At 51.7% G+C, this 16566-nt stretch carries 15 protein-coding genes; 5 read left to right on the plus strand and 10 right to left on the minus strand.

Going from position 1 to position 16566, the window contains the following annotated elements; genetic code table 11:
* Nucleotides 1-3 precede the first annotated feature (3 nt).
* The 5 genes from ACMGG1_RS08255 to ACMGG1_RS08275 form a co-directional block, all read right to left on the minus strand.
* Nucleotides 4-570: a YtfJ family protein gene (locus ACMGG1_RS08255; RefSeq protein WP_041414735.1), complete on the minus strand. Its 567-nt coding sequence runs from the start codon at nt 568-570 to the stop codon at nt 4-6.
* Between the two features lie 63 nt (nt 571-633).
* Nucleotides 634-1470: a hypothetical protein gene (locus ACMGG1_RS08260; protein WP_082144857.1), complete on the minus strand. Its 837-nt coding sequence runs from the start codon at nt 1468-1470 to the stop codon at nt 634-636.
* Entirely contained in the window at nt 1467-2804 is a 1338-nt protein-coding gene (locus ACMGG1_RS08265) for a lipopolysaccharide biosynthesis protein (RefSeq protein WP_046375017.1), read from the minus strand. Before ACMGG1_RS08265 ends, ACMGG1_RS08260 begins: the two co-directional genes overlap by 4 nt.
* Nucleotides 2805-3249: 445 nt before the next feature.
* The gene (locus ACMGG1_RS08270) at nt 3250-4005 is read right to left on the minus strand and encodes a hypothetical protein (RefSeq protein WP_414161282.1); all 756 of its coding nucleotides are present in this window, start codon (nt 4003-4005) and stop codon (nt 3250-3252) included.
* 30 nt (nt 4006-4035) lie between these two features.
* Nucleotides 4036-4746: a hypothetical protein gene (locus ACMGG1_RS08275; RefSeq protein ID WP_232807852.1), complete on the minus strand. Its 711-nt coding sequence runs from the start codon at nt 4744-4746 to the stop codon at nt 4036-4038.
* 373 nt (nt 4747-5119) lie between these two features.
* On the opposite strand from ACMGG1_RS08275, the gene ACMGG1_RS08280 reads away from it, so the two are divergent.
* Nucleotides 5120-5851 carry a thymidylate kinase gene (locus tag ACMGG1_RS08280; RefSeq protein ID WP_414161283.1) on the plus strand — a complete coding sequence of 244 codons (732 nt, stop codon included), beginning with the start codon at nt 5120-5122 and terminating at the stop codon, nt 5849-5851.
* A 127-nt stretch (nt 5852-5978) separates the two neighbouring features.
* Here ACMGG1_RS08280 and spt read toward each other — a convergent pair whose 3' ends face one another.
* From spt to ACMGG1_RS08300, 4 genes are read right to left on the minus strand one after another with little or no spacing between them, the layout of a single operon-like run.
* Entirely contained in the window at nt 5979-7151 is a 1173-nt protein-coding gene (gene spt / locus ACMGG1_RS08285) for a serine palmitoyltransferase (protein ID WP_046373186.1), read from the minus strand.
* On the minus strand, nt 7138-7398 hold the full coding sequence (locus ACMGG1_RS08290; RefSeq protein ID WP_020827632.1) for an acyl carrier protein: 261 nt from the start codon (nt 7396-7398) through the stop codon (nt 7138-7140). Before ACMGG1_RS08290 ends, spt begins: the two co-directional genes overlap by 14 nt.
* A 32-nt stretch (nt 7399-7430) precedes the next feature.
* Entirely contained in the window at nt 7431-8345 is a 915-nt protein-coding gene (locus ACMGG1_RS08295; RefSeq protein WP_176983371.1) for an NAD-dependent epimerase/dehydratase family protein, read from the minus strand.
* A complete protein-coding gene (locus ACMGG1_RS08300; protein WP_185959386.1) occupies nt 8342-10081 on the minus strand; it encodes a fatty acyl-AMP ligase in 1740 nt (579 codons plus the stop codon). The genes ACMGG1_RS08295 and ACMGG1_RS08300 overlap by 4 nt, the downstream gene beginning before the upstream one ends.
* A gap of 790 nt (nt 10082-10871) precedes the next feature.
* On the opposite strand from ACMGG1_RS08300, the gene ACMGG1_RS08305 reads away from it, so the two are divergent.
* The 3 genes from ACMGG1_RS08305 (at nt 10872) to ACMGG1_RS08315 (ending at nt 14196) form a co-directional block, all read left to right on the plus strand.
* Entirely contained in the window at nt 10872-11996 is a 1125-nt protein-coding gene (locus ACMGG1_RS08305; RefSeq protein WP_116690213.1) for an N-acetyltransferase, read from the plus strand.
* 228 nt (nt 11997-12224) lie between these two features.
* Nucleotides 12225-12587, plus strand: a complete 363-nt coding sequence (locus ACMGG1_RS08310) for a diacylglycerol kinase (RefSeq protein ID WP_020827628.1) — start codon at nt 12225-12227, stop codon at nt 12585-12587.
* A gap of 145 nt (nt 12588-12732) precedes the next feature.
* Complete coding sequence (locus ACMGG1_RS08315) at nt 12733-14196, plus strand: EmmdR/YeeO family multidrug/toxin efflux MATE transporter (RefSeq protein WP_020827627.1); 1464 nt, start codon at nt 12733-12735, stop codon at nt 14194-14196.
* Between the two features lie 3 nt (nt 14197-14199).
* Here ACMGG1_RS08315 and ACMGG1_RS08320 read toward each other — a convergent pair whose 3' ends face one another.
* Nucleotides 14200-15057: an AraC family transcriptional regulator gene (locus ACMGG1_RS08320; protein WP_048762298.1), complete on the minus strand. Its 858-nt coding sequence runs from the start codon at nt 15055-15057 to the stop codon at nt 14200-14202.
* A gap of 200 nt (nt 15058-15257) precedes the next feature.
* On the opposite strand from ACMGG1_RS08320, the gene ACMGG1_RS08325 reads away from it, so the two are divergent.
* Nucleotides 15258-16565 carry an alpha-glucosidase/alpha-galactosidase gene (locus ACMGG1_RS08325; protein ID WP_020827625.1) on the plus strand — a complete coding sequence of 436 codons (1308 nt, stop codon included), beginning with the start codon at nt 15258-15260 and terminating at the stop codon, nt 16563-16565.
* The last annotated feature ends 1 nt before the right edge of the window (nt 16566 follow it).

Below are 16566 nucleotides of genomic sequence, written 5' to 3' on the forward strand. Positions count from 1 at the left end.
TCATCATGATTGATCATGGTTAATCAGCTTTTGCAGCAGGGCGATGACCTGGTTAACCTCATCAGGGGTCAGAGCACCGTCTTTTGCCCATTGGACGCGGCCTTGTTTATCCAGCACCAAAATGGTTGAGCTCTCTTCTGGCAGATGCCAGGCTTGACGTACCAGCCCATCGCTATCGACGATAAATTGCGCCCAGGGATAATGCCTTTTGTTTTTCTCAATTTTGCCGCGGACGAAAAAACCGGTACCGGGGATCGCATCGTCAGTATTGACGATGGTGGTGGGCTGAAAACGGTCGTTTGGAAAGTTCGCCTCTTTGACGGCGGTAATCAGCATCGAGTTCTTCTTTTTGGCCGAGGTGCGGCCGGCGATGCACTGGATCACCCGCACTTTGCCTGCCAATTCTGCACTGTCCCATTTCTTATAGCTGAAAGTGTCATTTTCAAGCAGCAACTCACCCCGATCGGCGATGACAACCGGTACGACAGGCTTACCCTGAACAAAATTATGCGCGGATGCCATCAGCGGCAACAGCAGCAGTGACAAGGGCAGTAACCTGCGTAGCATCATGAAAATAACCCTAATTTATCAATGGCTGCGGCTGGGGGAGCGGTAATTCCCCCCCAGTAACAGTTACATAGGATAGCGCTCGAGAAGTAACTCCAGGCGTTGGCGGATATCGACATCCAGCATTGTGGGTTCGTCATAGGATTTCCCCCCCGCCAGCTTGTCCGCCACCATCACATCGTGGCGATCTCCCATTAGCCCGTTAATCGCGGCCAGGAATCTGGAGATCTGCAGAGCCTCGCGGTTACCTGGATCTATCGACCTCAGCGTGTCATAAAAAGAGACTTGCTGGCTGACGATTTTCCGCACGTCGTGGAACTGCTTTCCCGTGAGCTCTGGGTTGACAATGAGCTCCTGGAGCGCGCGCATTTGTTCCTGCCGGTAGGCAATAAAGTCACTCTCGGTTTCTAACTGAATATGCCGCAAAGCATAATTCACCAGCGACCAGACCGGCCTGCTGAGCAGCAGCCGGAGAAGATTGCCGTAGAATTTCAGGTTCTGTTGGTTGCCATTGCGAAACGCGTCCTGAAAATGGCCGAGCACCACGGTGGTGGTGTGAAAAAGGCGGCCGGCACTGTGCTTTTTGCTGTAAAGACGCTGGGCAAAGCGTAAATGTTTATAGCGCGCACGAATGTATTTGTAGCGCATGCGCGTCGCGGCGGGTAAGTCTGAATCCTTAAGAAAATCATTCACTAAGCCCAGGAGTTCTCGTCGGGTGAAACCGTCCTCCCAAAATTGCAGGCACAGGGCGTAATTATCCTGAATGCTCTCATAGGAACATTGCAAATCAATATGTTGTGGCAAACTGATATTTGCATCAACAATGTCATCCGTCTCTACGGCAATAAACAGTAACTGCGTAGTTTCAGCAGAGAATTTTTTCCCGTTGCTGCTATTCATCATTGATTACTCTCTCTGGATACATTGAATCCCAGTAAATAGCGATTACGGTAAGCGCCTATCGTCGGTATGAGCGTCAACAAAACGTCCAAACATTGGCCTGCCAGATAAGCGAAGGCCGCACCCTGCACACCAAACAGATGAGACATGCCCACCAGCAGCGCTATATAGGCGATCGCAGAAAAAGTCTGCACAATCAAGAAGGCCCGCTGTTTGCCCGCCATGAACAATAAGGATTCCTGCGGGAAGCCCAGCATGGAAACGATAATGGCGCCCAGCATGATTTGGATTAAATCATAGGCTTGCAAATACTGCTGGCCGAACACAAAGGAAATTAATGGCTTACCTACGACGATGACCAGCAGCGCCACGGCGAGACCTATGCCTCCAGCCAACAACGCCGATCTGAGGCCCAGCATCCAGGGTTTGCTGGTTCGGGGATCCAGACGCATGATCTCAGGGTAGAAGCTTTTTTCCAGCAGCTTGGCCGGGGTCCCCGTGGCGTCAAAGAAGGTCATCGCGATTTTGAACAGCCCGGCGGCTGCCGGCCCCAAAACGACGCCGACTAACACCGTGCTGCACGAGTTACGGGTAGCCCAAATAGTATGGGCAAAATTGGTGGTCCAGACGAAATTCCAGGCGCCTTCGATACGACGTGCGGTTTTGAATAGGCGTGGTTTCAATGCGTTATGGATATCTCTGCGGTGCAGTTCACGCGCGGCGAACCACCAAAATAGCGTGCCGCCGATCAAGTTGGAGGCATACCATGTGACGATGAACCCTGGAAATCCCCAATCAAAATAATAGGACAGCACGCTGCCGACGGCCTGCAGGAAGGGCTTGATGGCCTGCTGAACGGCAATCAGGTCGAAGCGATCAAACGCGCGTAAAATTCCCGTAGGGGTGGACGACGTCATCGACGGGATTAAGGTGCAGTAAAGGATCGCGAGCCAGAAACTTTCCGTATCCAACCCTAAGGCGTGCGAAAGGAAAGGGAGCAGCAACATGCCGCCCAGTACCGCAATGGTGCCGCTGGCAATATCCAGACCGAACGAAAATGAAATGACGTCACGAAAGCGTTGAATGTTTTGGCGTTCCAGCGCCGGAGTCCCAAATTGGACAACGAATTGCCACGTCTGAAACTTGATAAAGTCGCTGACTGCTTTGGTATAGGCTTGAATAACAACCAGAACACCAAACATTTCAGGCGACATGCCTTTGCCGGCGCAAGAAAGCGCAAGCAGCCCGAGCAGGGCGCTGGCTACACTGCCGGAACCTAAATAAGCGGCGTTACGTAAGATGGAACGAAAAGCGCCATCGGAAAACCAATGCTTCATGGTAAAACCAGCCATACTGACCACTTCAGGTTATCAATAGCTCAGCGGACATAAGCTGGCCTTGCATACATATCCGGTACGACGAAACTCAGAGATATGTATCCGTTCATGGAGTGAAAAGTAAAGAATCGCCCGTTTTGCTTGGCGACACTCTCACCAGGATTGATAGCGGCTCAATCCCTATTTTACATTGCGAGCGACAGGCTCGGGTAAAACTTTCACACCTGAAATATAATCATGAAAATCTCTCCGATAATACTTTTCCAGGCTGATAAAATTTTACCATTCAATGCTGTTTAGTCATCCTTCCGGTACTGGCATTCATTTTAAAACATGATCAAAAAGTGCGTTTTCCTGATTTTTTGGTAATAAACATTAGCGTTGTTTACCCCTGAATCTTAATAGTGAACGATATTATCGACATGTCTGTAGATGAATGAATTCGCTATCCGAGAGAAGCCTGGGGAAGCGAAGGGATCATTGCGACGGAGGATATTGCATTCAGCGCTTTTTCCAGTACTTCATCGTAAGGCGCTTTAGCATCCAACTCTATAATTCTGGAACCATTATATTGCAGCCGAACCATGGCAGAGATTTTGTCCTTCAGTTCTTCGTAGCTGTGATCGGGCTTACGTGAAAAGGCGGTATCGACATCAATATCGAGGCGAATGATAAGTTCGGGGCGGCATAAGGCCATTGATTGATATAAACGTTTTTCGCGTGCGGCTAAGCGAGTCATTAACCAGCCTTTTGCCCGCTCTACGCCAATGCCCGGCCCGTCATAATAAAAACCGGAAATCTCGGCCTGCGGAAAACGGTCGCTAATCACCAGCACGCCGCTCTCTGCCAGACGCTGTACTTTGCGTAAATTAGCCGCACGCCACACTGAAAAACCATACATAATCAGGGCTGCCCAGAGTGCCGGCGGTTTATTGCTCATGCGCTGAGTCTTGTCGGACTTCGCGGCCAGGCGGCGTTCAAGCCAGACACCAATAACCGGCAGGCGCTTAATTTTGTCGCCATCTTCACCGGAGATCAGCCCTAAATAACGCCGTTCCGTTGTCCGGTATTTTTGCAGGTTTTTGACCAAATCGGCGGTAAGCGTGGATTTCCCCGTACCGTCACTGCCCACGACCGCAATCAGGCCGGTAATCACGGTCGATGAAGCATCGCTGGCGGTATTTGATTTATCTGTTTGCATTTTTTTCAGTATTAATAAGTTATCGGCAGACTAAACCTTGGGTGTCGCCAGGGAGGTTCGAATGGCACGCAGCGATTCATCAAGAATTTTACCCGCCGGCTCTCGCCCATCTAAATCCAGTATGTTCGCGCCGTTAAAAGTAAGATGCGGAATGACGGCAATCTTTTCGCGCAGCGCAGAAAGTTTATGATCGGGTTTGCGCGAGAATGCGGTTTCTTCATCAATATCCAGACGAATCAATAAGAAAGGCGGATATGATGCCATCCACTGATACAGCCTTTGCTCATGTTTTCTCAACCAGCGTACCCAGCGATTACCGCCATCCGTTTTTGCCAGCTGCGGCCCATCAAAACGAAAACCCGCCACTTCCGCTTGCGGATAGCGATCGGTGACCAGTAATTGCCCTCTGCGGCTTTTTGCCAGCATGCGGCGAAACTTATAAACGCGCCAATATGACAACAAAAAGATCACCAGCGTGGTCAGATTACCCGGCGGCGTTGAAGGATGTTCATGAACGCGATCGGACTTCGCCAGTAAATAACGACCGAAGGGTGCGCCAATAATCGGCAAGTTGCTGATCCATTCCCCAATACGTCCCGAAGACTGGCCGAGATAAAGTAATTCTGTCGGTTCTTGCGATGAGAGATGATTGACCAGACTGGCAGCCAAGGTCGATTTTCCCGAGCCATCACAACCCGTTATTGCAATTACGCGCACGGGGGGATGATTAGCAATGGGCATTGTCTGTTGACTCACAATAATTGGTCCAACTCAAAGAAACTATTGTATTATAACCAGCCTTGGGTTCAAGATATTTATTGAGTATTATCTCAGTGACATTCAAATTTCTTTATTATTTGTGATTATGTTTTGGTGAGTCCGTCTTGTTTTTTTGTGCTAACCACAGCTGGGATTGTTCTTATAGCTCTTAATGCTAATTAGGCGTTGCCGCACCGGGTAATGGAACAGGTTTCTTCATTGTTTTCTTAATCTTTTGTGTGCTTTGGTCTGGGGTTGGCAATATTTATTCCCCATGGCTTTGATAACGTCATTAAGCGACTTTTCGTTTTCGAAGTGATACATTTTTACAGGTGTCTTAGAAGAGAATCTTATTATGAATTCAAAATCCCCGCCGCTTATTGCGGTAATTGGCAGCGATGGCTCGGGTAAGTCTACCGTTTGTGAATATCTCATTGAGTATGTGAAAAAATACGGTCCTGCAGTGAAGGTGCATCTGGGTAAGCAGGCAGGAAATGTCGGGCGTGCGGTTTCGCAACTCCCGCTGATGGGAAATTCTGTTGGCAAGGCCATCGAACGCAACACTAAAAAAGTGAAATCCAAAAAATCCAGGGTGGGGCTGTTGCCGGGTTTGGTCATTATCACTTTCGTTTTGCGTCGGCTGCTGCGTTTTCGCCGGATGTTGGCTTTTCGTCGACAAGGTCTGATCGTATTAACCGACCGTTTCCCGCAGGTACAAATCCCCGGCGCCTACGATGGCACCGTATTTCCCGAAAATACTCAAGGCAGCCATTTTGTCAGATGGTTGGCGGAGCGCGAACGCAAAGCTTTTCAATGGATGGCGGATAATAAGCCAGACCTGGTGATCAAGTTGAATGTGGATCTGGACGTCGCTTGCGCACGTAAACCCGATCATCGCAAAGAAGCATTAGCCAAAAAGATTGCCGTTACGCCACTGCTCACTTTTGAAGGTGCGGAAATTGCGGATGTCGATGCCAATAAACCGCTCGATGAAGTGTTATCCGCCGCTGAAAAAGCCGTCGCGGAATTTATGCAAGCGCAGGGATATAGCTTTGTAGTCGAAGGCGAATCGGTAGCGACCCACTGATTATTTCAGTTCTCGCAGTCAGAAAGTTTGATTCCAGTGCCGATAACTTTTTCGGCACTGGCAGGCAAGGTGAAGAGTGTTTTTGATGGGAACACTGCCCATGAGTTTTATGAGCAGCGGGACGTCATTATTTTTTTAGCGCGGCAAAAGCCCCAATGATCTTATCAATCTCTTCATCACTGTGCGCGGCGTTAACGCTGCATCGCAGGAGCGTTATGCCGGCCGGTGCTGCCGGAGGTAACACCAGATTGACATAAACACCTTTGGCGATCAGGTCGCGCCAGAATTGCAAACCCTCTTCTTTCGAACCAATCATCACCGGCACCACCGGGCTGATGCGTGGCCCCAGCTCGTAGCCCAGCTTGGCCAGTCCCTGATAGAGCCGATGCGCGTTGCTCCAGAGTTTTTCCCGCAGTTCAGGATGTTGCGCGATCTTTTTCAAAGAAGCGCGCACCGAAGCAATACTGGATGGCGAAGGCGAAGCGGTAAAAATATAAGGGCGGCTGCTGTAGCGCAGCACTTCCATATCTTTGCCGCCCACGGCAAAGCCGCCGATAGAGGCCAGGCTTTTACTGAACGTGCCCAGAATAATATCAACATCTTGCTCAACGCCTAGTTCTTCAGCCAGACCCCGTCCGTGAGCCCCCATCACGCCGAATGAATGCGCTTCGTCTACCAGCAAATAACCGCCGAGCCGCCGTTTGATGTCGACGATTTCAACCAGCGGAGCAACGTCGCCCAGCATGCTGTAAATGCCTTCGACGATGATGATCGCGTCTCGGGCACGTTCGCCAAGGCGCACCATGCGACGTTCCAGATCTTTGGCATCGTTGTGGCGGAAGCGAATGATTTCAGCGCCGCCCAGGGCGCAGGCATCATAAATACTGGCGTGGCTGTCCGCGTCGATCAGCACGACCGAGCCGGGGGTTGCCAGAGTACTGATGACCGCCAGGTTCGCGGTATAGCCGGTGGAAAAGACGATGGCGGTGGGGCGATCAAAGAACGCCATCAGCTCTTGCTCCAACTGCAAGTGAGAGCCATAGCTGCCGTTCGCCATGCGTGAGCCGGTTGTGCCGGTGCCCTGAGCGGCTAATGCCGCCTGACCCTCGGCAATAGCCTGCGCATCGAAGGTCAGGCCCAGGTAGTTATTGGTCCCCGCCAGAACAATTTTCTGATTGCCAATGCGCCCTTCGGTTGCCGAGTAAACCTCATCGATACAGGTGCCAAAGGGGTTCAGGCCATCGGCCTGGAATTGCTTACGATCCTGGGTAAGCCGCGAAAATTTATCATAAAGACCCATTGGTTTTCTCCAGGCGAGGGAGTAGAGCGTCAAGCAGCTGCTCTGGCGTTCTGACATCAAGCAATATATTGATAGGAATAGAAATATCGAATTCGTCTTCTAACATCATCAGCAGATCCAGGACTCTGATGGACTCCAGGCCAAGATCGTTGACGAGATCGCTATCAGGTTTGATTTCTAATCCGCCTTCGACCAGACCTTGCAGGCAAGTCAGAATATAATTCATAACAGCGTCGCGATTTCGCATAAAAATTTTTGGCAAACCTCTAATTTAGATAATTAAAATAAACCTTCACGCAGTGCGCGCTTCAAACTAATCTTGGGGACCCAATGAGTATCTTCGGACAGGCTTCGATTGTTTGCAGACCAGTCCGGATAGGTTAATTCCCGTATTTTGTTGTGGGTCAGCATCGGTTCTTTGTTGGTCAACCGGCTCAGCAACATGCTGCCATCGGCCAAAATTTTCAGCAGGGGCAGCGGGATCCCCACCAGCCTCACCGGGCCATTGCGTACGGTGGTCCCTATTTCCCGTAATCGCTGCCAGCTATAACCGCCGGCAACCCCGTCGCAAAGTTCATACGTTTGCGTCTGCGGGCCAGGGGCCAATAGCCACTGGCTTACGGCTTCGGCTAAATCGCTCACGTGAAGGAACGTCAGCTTTGCTTCCGCTGCGCCCAGCCGTGGAAGCACGCCGCGCAGAAGCCAGCTGAATATCGGCTTAAGCTCTTTATCGCCGGGCCCGTAAACCGCGGTGGGGCGAAAAATGCCCAGTGAAATATCCGCAGCCATAGCGGTTAGCCGTTGTTCAGCAACGTGTTTTGAATTGGCATACCAGGACAGCTCCGGATGGCGAGCGGCAAGAGAAGAGATAAACAGGAAGCGCTTGCAGCTGCCGCTTTGTCTGGCCGCCTGCATCAGGTGTTGGCTGCCGCTGACATTACACCGGGTGAAGGTTTCTTCCGTGCCTCCCCGCACCTGGCCCGCACAATGCACCACGAATTCTGCCCCGCGAACCAGCTCGATGAGCGAGTCCTGATCCTCCAGCGCCCCCTGGATCCAGGTCAGGTTAGGGGGGGCGATTTGACCTGCACGCCGGGTGAGGGCGCGCACGGTAAAACCACGGGAAAGCAGATTCTGAACGATATGCCGGCCAATAAAGCCGGTTACGCCAGTGACTGCCACGGTGCCTGTCATTGCGCAAAACCTGCCAGTTGTTGCATCGGCGGGCAGATGGAGGTGGTCAGCCAACGCTTCTTGGCCTCCGCACGGGCAGGTTTCCCCGAGGAGGTGCGGGGAATGCTGTGGGGCGGCAACAGCTCAATATCCACCGCAATGCCGAACTCGCTTTGAATTCGGGCGCTCAGCGTGTGGACGATTTGCTCCCGACGATCTTCAGAGCTGACCCGGCACTGGATTTGCAGAATAATTCTGGCGCCGTCACCGTGCTCTTCGGTCACGAAGGCAATGGCGTCGCCAGAGCGGATTTCCGGCTCGGACTCCGCAACATATTCAATATCCTGCGGCCAAATGTTACGACCACGAATGATGATCAAATCTTTCTTGCGGCCGGTGACGTACAGGTAGCCGTCCAGCAGATAGCCCAGGTCACCGGTATCCATCCAGCCGCTTGTCTGGATTTGCTGTTGAGACGCATCGTCGCGGAAATAGCCATTCATCAGGCTGGGGCCGGAGATACAAATACGGCCGACCTGCCGCTCAGGCAGCGGGAGCCCGGTTTCGCTGCGAATTTCGATACGGTGACCGGGCAGTGGCTTGCCGCAATTGACAAAGGTCGATGTGACCCGCGTTTTTTTGCCGGGTGCTACCGCCTTACCTTCGTATTCCAAAATGTCGCGGTCGACCTGGTTGATGGGCGCACCGGAAGCTTCGTCATAGAAACTGACTGCCAGGGTGTTCTCGGCCAAACCATAGCAGGGCATCAACGCCTTGCGGTCAAAGTTAAGATGGCCGAAGTGCTCAGCGAACTGAGAGAGTAAATCTGACGGAATAGGTTCAGCCCCTACGCCAGCCACGCGCCAACTGGAGAGATCCAACTCGGTGATCTCTTTGTTGTTGCTGTAGCGCAGGCATAAATCGTAGCCAAACGGCGGAGCGACCGACACGGTGCCGCGATTTTTGGCGATCAGTTTTAACCATTGCATTGGACGCATGGCAAAATCTTGCGTACGCAAATAGTCGACGGACAGCTGAGTCGCCACTGGGGTAAGCAGGAAACCGACCAGGCCCATATCGTGATAGAAGGGCAGCCAGGAAACGCAGCGATCGCCCGCGCGCAGTTTGATCCCATCATGGCTAATCACGCGCAGGTTAGACATCACCGCACGCTGGGTAATGATCACCCCGCGTGGAAAGCGAGTGCTGCCCGACGTGTATTGGAGATAGGCAATATCGTTGGGCGACGGTGCCTGCAGCTCCACATCCCGCTCAGGCAGAGCGTTAAAATCTGCGTCGCTGAGAATATGGGTTGGCGGTGCATCCAGGGTCGCAGAGCTGATCAGCGGTACCCATTCTTCGCTGCTGATAATGGCGGCAGGTTTACAGCTGTTGATCAGGCCCTGAAGCTTGATGGTATAAGAGTCCCGTTGCCCGACCCCCATAGGAATGGCCAGGGGCACGGCAACCAAACCGGCATATTGGCAGGCAAAAAAAGCCTCGACGAAACCCGCGCTGGTTTCCGCGATAAGTGCAACCCGATCGCCTTTATTGAGGTTCAGGGATAACAGGCGCCGCGCACCCACTATCGCGCGCTGTTTCAGCGTGCGATATTCCAGTACGGCCACGAGCTGATTACGACGATCGTAAAAGTTCATTCCTGTACTGCCCTGCGCTGCATAATCTAATGCCTCCACCAGAGTGGGGAAATCTGCATAACGCATTGGAAGAGAATGAGTGGAGCTTGTTTCAGACATATACAAATTAGCCATAGAGTAAAAATCACCAAAAGAGATAAACGACTATTGGCGAGAGAGTTAATGTTTTTACAATGAAAATGTTTTGAATATATTTGTTATTCAATCATTTTCTTTCATTCCACAAACAGATCACCCTGGAATTAATAACCAGCATGTCTACTTAGAACTAAAGGCGAGGGATTAGCCGTGGATATTACCTGGTCTTTTTCACGTGAGGACCATGACAGAAGAACGGCGGATATAGGTGCTGTCACAGCCAGCTCCTGATATCTCCATCCTTTGCCCGACAGCCTTGACCGGGTGCCTGTTATCGACACATTTCCGGAAGGCAATAATCGGCGATTCATATGATCTGATCTTGCGCATGGCTATCTCCGTACTTAAACATATCCTAAACAGTATCCGGAAGACGGACAAAAGTGAAAGCCTCATTTAACCCCAGGGATAGAAAAAGCATTTAATGTTAAAATATGCCAATGCGTCTCCAGACCAGAATTAGTAAACTAAAAAACGATTGGTTTTTCTTTGCTGGAAATAGCACGAAATAATAAAAAGCATAATTTGCTCAGATCACTCACGCCTCTGTCTGGCATCACTTTTGATAAAGAACAGCACGTGTCAGTGGAAACTCTGCTCGGGTAACATCCTGCAGGATAATAGGTATTAATTGATTTTTCTTATCTCTTAAAGCGATAAGTCATAACCGAGAGCGGATCTCATTTCAGAAAATATCACTGGCGTTATAACGTTCTTTTTTTGAGCATGTCACTAAATTGTAAGGTTATTTATGATTCATATTGAGCAAGTCCTCGATAAGCGTGATCTTAAGGCATTTATCGCTTTTCCTTCCTCCCTGTTTCGTGACGATCCTAATTGGATTGACCCTTTGTATTTAGAGCGCGAAGAACATCTCTCTAAGAAGAATCCTGGGACTGATCATATAGAATGGCAGGCATGGGTAGCCAAAAAAGAGGGCAAGGTGGTCGGGCGGATAACCGCTCAAATTGACGCTTTGCACCGCGAACGCTACGGCGAGGATACCGGTCACTTTGGCATGATCGATGCCATCGAGGATCCGGCGGTTTTTAGCGCGTTATTTGCCGCGGCAGAAGCTTGGCTGAGGTCTAAGGGCGCATTAAAAATCACCGGTCCCTTCAGTCTTAATATCAATCAGGAAAGTGGCCTGTTGGTCGAAGGGTTTGATACGCCGCCGTCGGCGCTGATGACGCATGCCAAACCCTACTACGCAGCCAATCTGGAGCGCCAGGGGTATACGCAGGGCATAGATTTGTTGGCTTATTGGATGAAGCGCACGGACCTGCATTTTTCGCCTTCTCTGGCCAAAATGATGAGTCAGGTGCGTAAAAAAGTGACCCTGCGCCGCCTCAATCGCAAAAGGTTTAGCGAGGAAATGCAGGTGCTGCGCGAAATTTTCAATTCCGGTTGGCAGGATAACTGGGGATTCGTGCCTTTCACCAAACATGAGTTTGCCACCATGGGCGATCAGCTGAAGTTCCTGGTGCCTGATGACATGATTTATATTGCCGAGGTCGATTCAGTACCTTGCGCTTTCATCGTCGGTTTGCCCAATATCAACGAGGCAATTGCCGATCTCAACGGCAGTTTATTTCCCTTTGGCTGGGCGAAGCTGTTGTGGCGTTTGAAAGTGAGCGGGGTGCGTACCGCGAGGGTGCCGCTGATGGGCGTTCGCCAGGAATATCAATTCAGCCGAATAGGGCCGATTATTGCACTACTGCTGATCGAAGCGTTACATGACCCCTTCGAGAAACGCGGTATTGATGCGCTGGAGATGTCCTGGATATTAGAGTCGAATACCGGCATGCGCACCATTCTGGAGCGAATTGGCGCGGTGCCTTACAAGCGTTATCGCTTATATGAAAAACAACTCTAACCCCTCGGCAAGACGCTGATTTTATCGGCCCTTCACAGGATGTAAAACGCACTGCGCTCAGAGAATACCTATGACCAAAATTGCCTTTTGGTTGTTGGCGATTCAACGTTGCCGGAAAAACAATGTCACACGGGTGATTATTTAATTTCATTAACCAATTTCGTTATAAGTTACTGTGCGTTATTGATTGGTATTAAAAATCACCCGGTTTTTATAAGAGTAAGATGCATGTCCTTTGAAAAGAAAAAAGGAATAAATCGCTTAATAAGTAGCATAAAAAACTCACTGGCGGGCCTTGTTGATGCCGTTTTTACCGAAGATGCTTTCCGTCAATTGCTGGTGATTAACGTAATATTACTGGTTGTTACATTTACTTTAGATATTACAAAAGTAGAAAGGATGTTATTGATTGCCAGCAGCTTCATTTTACTGGTTGTTGAGTTGCTTAATACTGCCATTGAGAGCGTTGTCGATCGCATTTCTCTGGAGATACATCCCTTATCCAAGCGGGCCAAGGATTTGGGCGGCGCTGCGCAGTTGGTTGCGGTGGTGATGACGATAATGCTTTGGCTGGTGGTCTTGTTGGGCTGATTAATACCCTCGGGGCACCCAGGTTTTCCGGAAGAAACGCCAGCTTTCGGCTGCCTTCATCAAGGAAGCAAAATATTCTTTGCAGGATAACGTTCTGTCGCTCATTATTTGAAATGTTGTTTCACTTTTATCTCATGAGCCGATCTTGAACTTATACGCCGCCCTGCGCCAGCGCGTGGAAAATACGCCCTGGTACCCAAAACGCAAAAGCTATCGCGTGCTGTTTTGGCGTGAGATCACGCCGCTGGCGGTGCCGATCTTTATGGAGAACGCCTGCGTTCTGCTGATGGGGGTGCTGAGCACCTTTTTGGTGAGCTGGATCGGCAAAGAGGCGATGGCCGGGGTGGGGCTGGCGGACAGCTTCAACATGGTAATCATCTCGTTCTTCGCCGCGGTGGATCTGGGCACCACGGTGGTGGTGGCCTTTAGCCTCGGCAAGCGGGACAGAAAAAGAGCGCGAGCGGCTGCACGCCAGTCGCTGGTGCTAATGACCCTGGTGGCCTTTGCCTTGGCGATCGGCATTCATTTGGCGGGCGAACAGATTATTGATGTGATCGCCGGTGCCGCCACGCCGGAGGTAAAGGCGTTGGCGCTGTCTTATCTGCAAACCACGGTGTGGAGCTACCCGGCCGCCGCCATTGCGTTGATTGGCAGCGGGGCGTTGCGCGGTGCAGGCAACACCAAAATCCCGCTGTTGATCAACGGCGGCATGAATATTCTGAATATCATCATCAGCAGCATACTGATTTACGGCATGCTGGGCTGGCACGGGCTGGGGTTTGTCGGGGCCGGGCTGGGGTTAACCATTTCCCGCTATATTGGCGCCATCGCGATCGTTTATGTCCTGATGATCGGCTTTAATCCGGCGCTGCACATCACGCTGAAAAGTTACTTTACCCCGTTGAAGCTGACCATCCTGTGGGAAGTGCTGGGGATAGGTATTCCTGCCAGCATCGAATCGGTGTTGTTCAACGGCGGCAAGTTATTGACCCAAATGTTTGTTGCCGGCATGGGCACCAACGTTATCGCCGGCAATTTCATCGCTTTTTCTGTCGCGTCGTTGATTAACCTTCCGGGCAACGCTCTGGGGTCGGCGTCGACCATTATTGTGGGAAAACGGCTGGGCAAAGGGCAAATAGCTCAGGCGGAGCGCCAATTGCGCCACATTTTCTGGCTGGCAACGATAGGGCTGACGGTGATTGCCTGGGGCACGGCGCCCCTGGCGGGGGTATTCGCCTCGTTTTATACCCAACAAGACGACGTGAAGGAGGTGGTAAAGGTGTTGCTCTGGCTCAATGCCGCCTTTATGCCTATCTGGGCGGCGTCATGGGTGTTGCCCGCCGGTTTGAAGGGCGCGCGCGACGCCCGTTTTGCGATGTGGGTGTCGATGCTGGGCATGTGGGGTTGCCGCGTGGTTGCCGGTTATACGCTGGGCATCATGCTGGGCATGGGCGTGGTTGGCGTCTGGCTGGGGATGTTTATGGATTGGGCGGTACGCGGTGTCTTGTTCTACTGGCGTATGGTCAGCGGACGGTGGCTGTGGAAATACCCGCGCATAAAATCGAACTCGCTGGCGGAAAATATCCGCGCAGAGAAAAGCGGCGAGTAAGCATCAGGCGTTCGCTGTTACTTCGCCCGGCACCGATGATGCCTGACTATTTTCCAGACGCCATTTGGCCGGCGAGAGGCCGTGGACCTGTTTAAAGGCCTTGGAGAAGTGCAGTTGGTTTTCATACCCCACCGAAATTCCCACCACCTTGATTGACGTCTGGCTATTGCACAGCAGGCTGGCGGCGATGCTCATGCGGAAGTTCAGCAGATATTCCTTTGGCCCAATGCCGTAAGTGCCTTTAAACAGCCGACACAGGTAACTGCGGTTGATGTTGCAGTAGGCGGCCAGGCGCTCAATGGTGAGGGGTTCATGGTAGCGGTTTTCAATGAGTTTTACCGCCTTGCGCAGATGCTGCGCCTTGTCGCTTGGCGGCTCGGCGATACTTTGCAAAGCGTTATCAATCAGCGAAGAAAAAAACAGATAGCTCAGGCCCAGCGTTTTTAACCGATGTTCATCACCATGGCTAATGAGTTGCCGCAGATAGCGCAGCGCCAGAGGGGCGTCTTCGTTCTGGCGGGGACGATAAATCGGCAACTGGCGGCTCAGGCGGCACTCTTCAAAAATCTTGCCGGCCACCAGCCCGTCGACTTCCAGCCACATATAATGCCAGGGATCTTTAGAGTCGGCGCGGTAGGTAGTCACGTCGTGCGGGTGGATCAAAAAACCTTCTCCGGCCACCACCGGAAAAGAGCCATATTCGCTGCTCAGTACTCCGGTACCGCTTATCACATAATGAAATAAATAGTGTTGGCGTACCGCCGGTCCAAAGCTGTGCCCCTTGTCACAGTTCTCCTCGCCATACTGGTACAGGTTCAGCTCGATATTGTCGGTACGACTCAGAGTAAAACTCTTATGCATCAGTCATGGCCCCTGTGTTTTCGCTTACTGTAGCAGTGTAGTCGTGGCACGGCGGTGGGGCGATCTTCAGATCCAGACCTGGCTCACAGTTTTCATGCTGCGTCATTTTTCGCCATAACAAGGTCACATTTATCCCTATATTGCGAATGCGTTGCCGCGTAGTTTCAGCTTATCGAAAACCACAGCAGCGGAGAAATACGATGATTAAAGTGACTTTTATGGGAGCAGGCAGCACCATTTTCGCCAAGAACGTTCTCGGCGACATCATGGCAACGCCAGCCCTGAAAGAGGTGGATATTGCGCTGTACGACATTGACAGCGCTCGTCTCAATGAATCTTTCGCCATGCTGAGCAATATCAACCGCAATATTAATGCGGGCAGGGCGAAGATCACCCCTTATCTCGGGGTAGAAAACCGCCGGGCGGCACTGAAAAACGCTAATTACGTGGTAAATGCCATTCAGGTCGGCGGCTACGATCCCTGCACCATCACCGATTTCACCATCGCCAGAAAGTACGGCCTGCAGCAGACCATTGCCGATACCCTGGGCATCGGCGGCATCTTCCGCGCGCTGCGTACCATTCCGGTGCTGTTTGACTTTGCCCGGGACATTGAGGCGGTCTGTCCGGATGCCTGGTTGCTGAACTACACCAACCCAATGGCGGCCTTAACCGGAGCCATGCTGCGCCATACCGGGGTGAAAACGGTGGGGTTATGTCACAGCGTTCAGGTGTGTGCGGAGACCTTGCTGAAAAGCGTCGATATGCCTACCGACGACGTACAGTTTCACATTGCCGGCATCAACCACATGGCCTGGCTGCTGGACGTTCGCCGTCACGGCGAGGATCTGTACCCGGAAATCAAACGTCGCGCCAACGCGCTGCAGGGCAAGCATGACGACATGGTACGCCATGAAATCATGAAAACCTTTGGTTATTACGTCACTGAATCTTCCGAGCATAATGCCGAATACATGCCGTATTGGATTAAACGTCATTACCCGGAGCTGATTGAGCGCTTCAATATTCCTCTCGACGAGTATCCGCGCCGTTGTATCGAGCAAATCGACCAGTGGCAGCAACGCAAGCTGGCGTTGACCCACGACGCTAACCTGACGCATTCCCGTACCCACGAATATGCCTCGTACATTATCGAAGCGATGGAGACCGACCGGCCGTACAAGATTGGCGGCAACGTGCTCAACACCGGTCTCATCACCAACTTGCCGGCAGAGGCCTGCGTAGAAGTGCCTTGTCTGGTGGATGGGCAGGGGATCAGCCCTTGTTACGTTGGCCATTTACCCGAGCAACTGGCGGCGCTGAACCGCACCAATATCAATACCCAGCTATTGACCATTGAAGCGGCGGTGACCGGCAAACGCGACGCGATTTACCATGCGGCGCTGTTGGACCCACATACCTCCGCCGAGCTTTCCATTGATGATATACGTAAGCTGTGCGACGAGCTGATTGAGGCTCACGGCAGTTGGCTCCCTGCCTATCACTGAT

The sequence above is a fragment of the Serratia sp. BNK-12 genome, assembly GCF_047456085.1.
In the GTDB taxonomy this organism is placed as follows: Bacteria; Pseudomonadota; Gammaproteobacteria; order Enterobacterales; family Enterobacteriaceae; genus Serratia; species Serratia liquefaciens.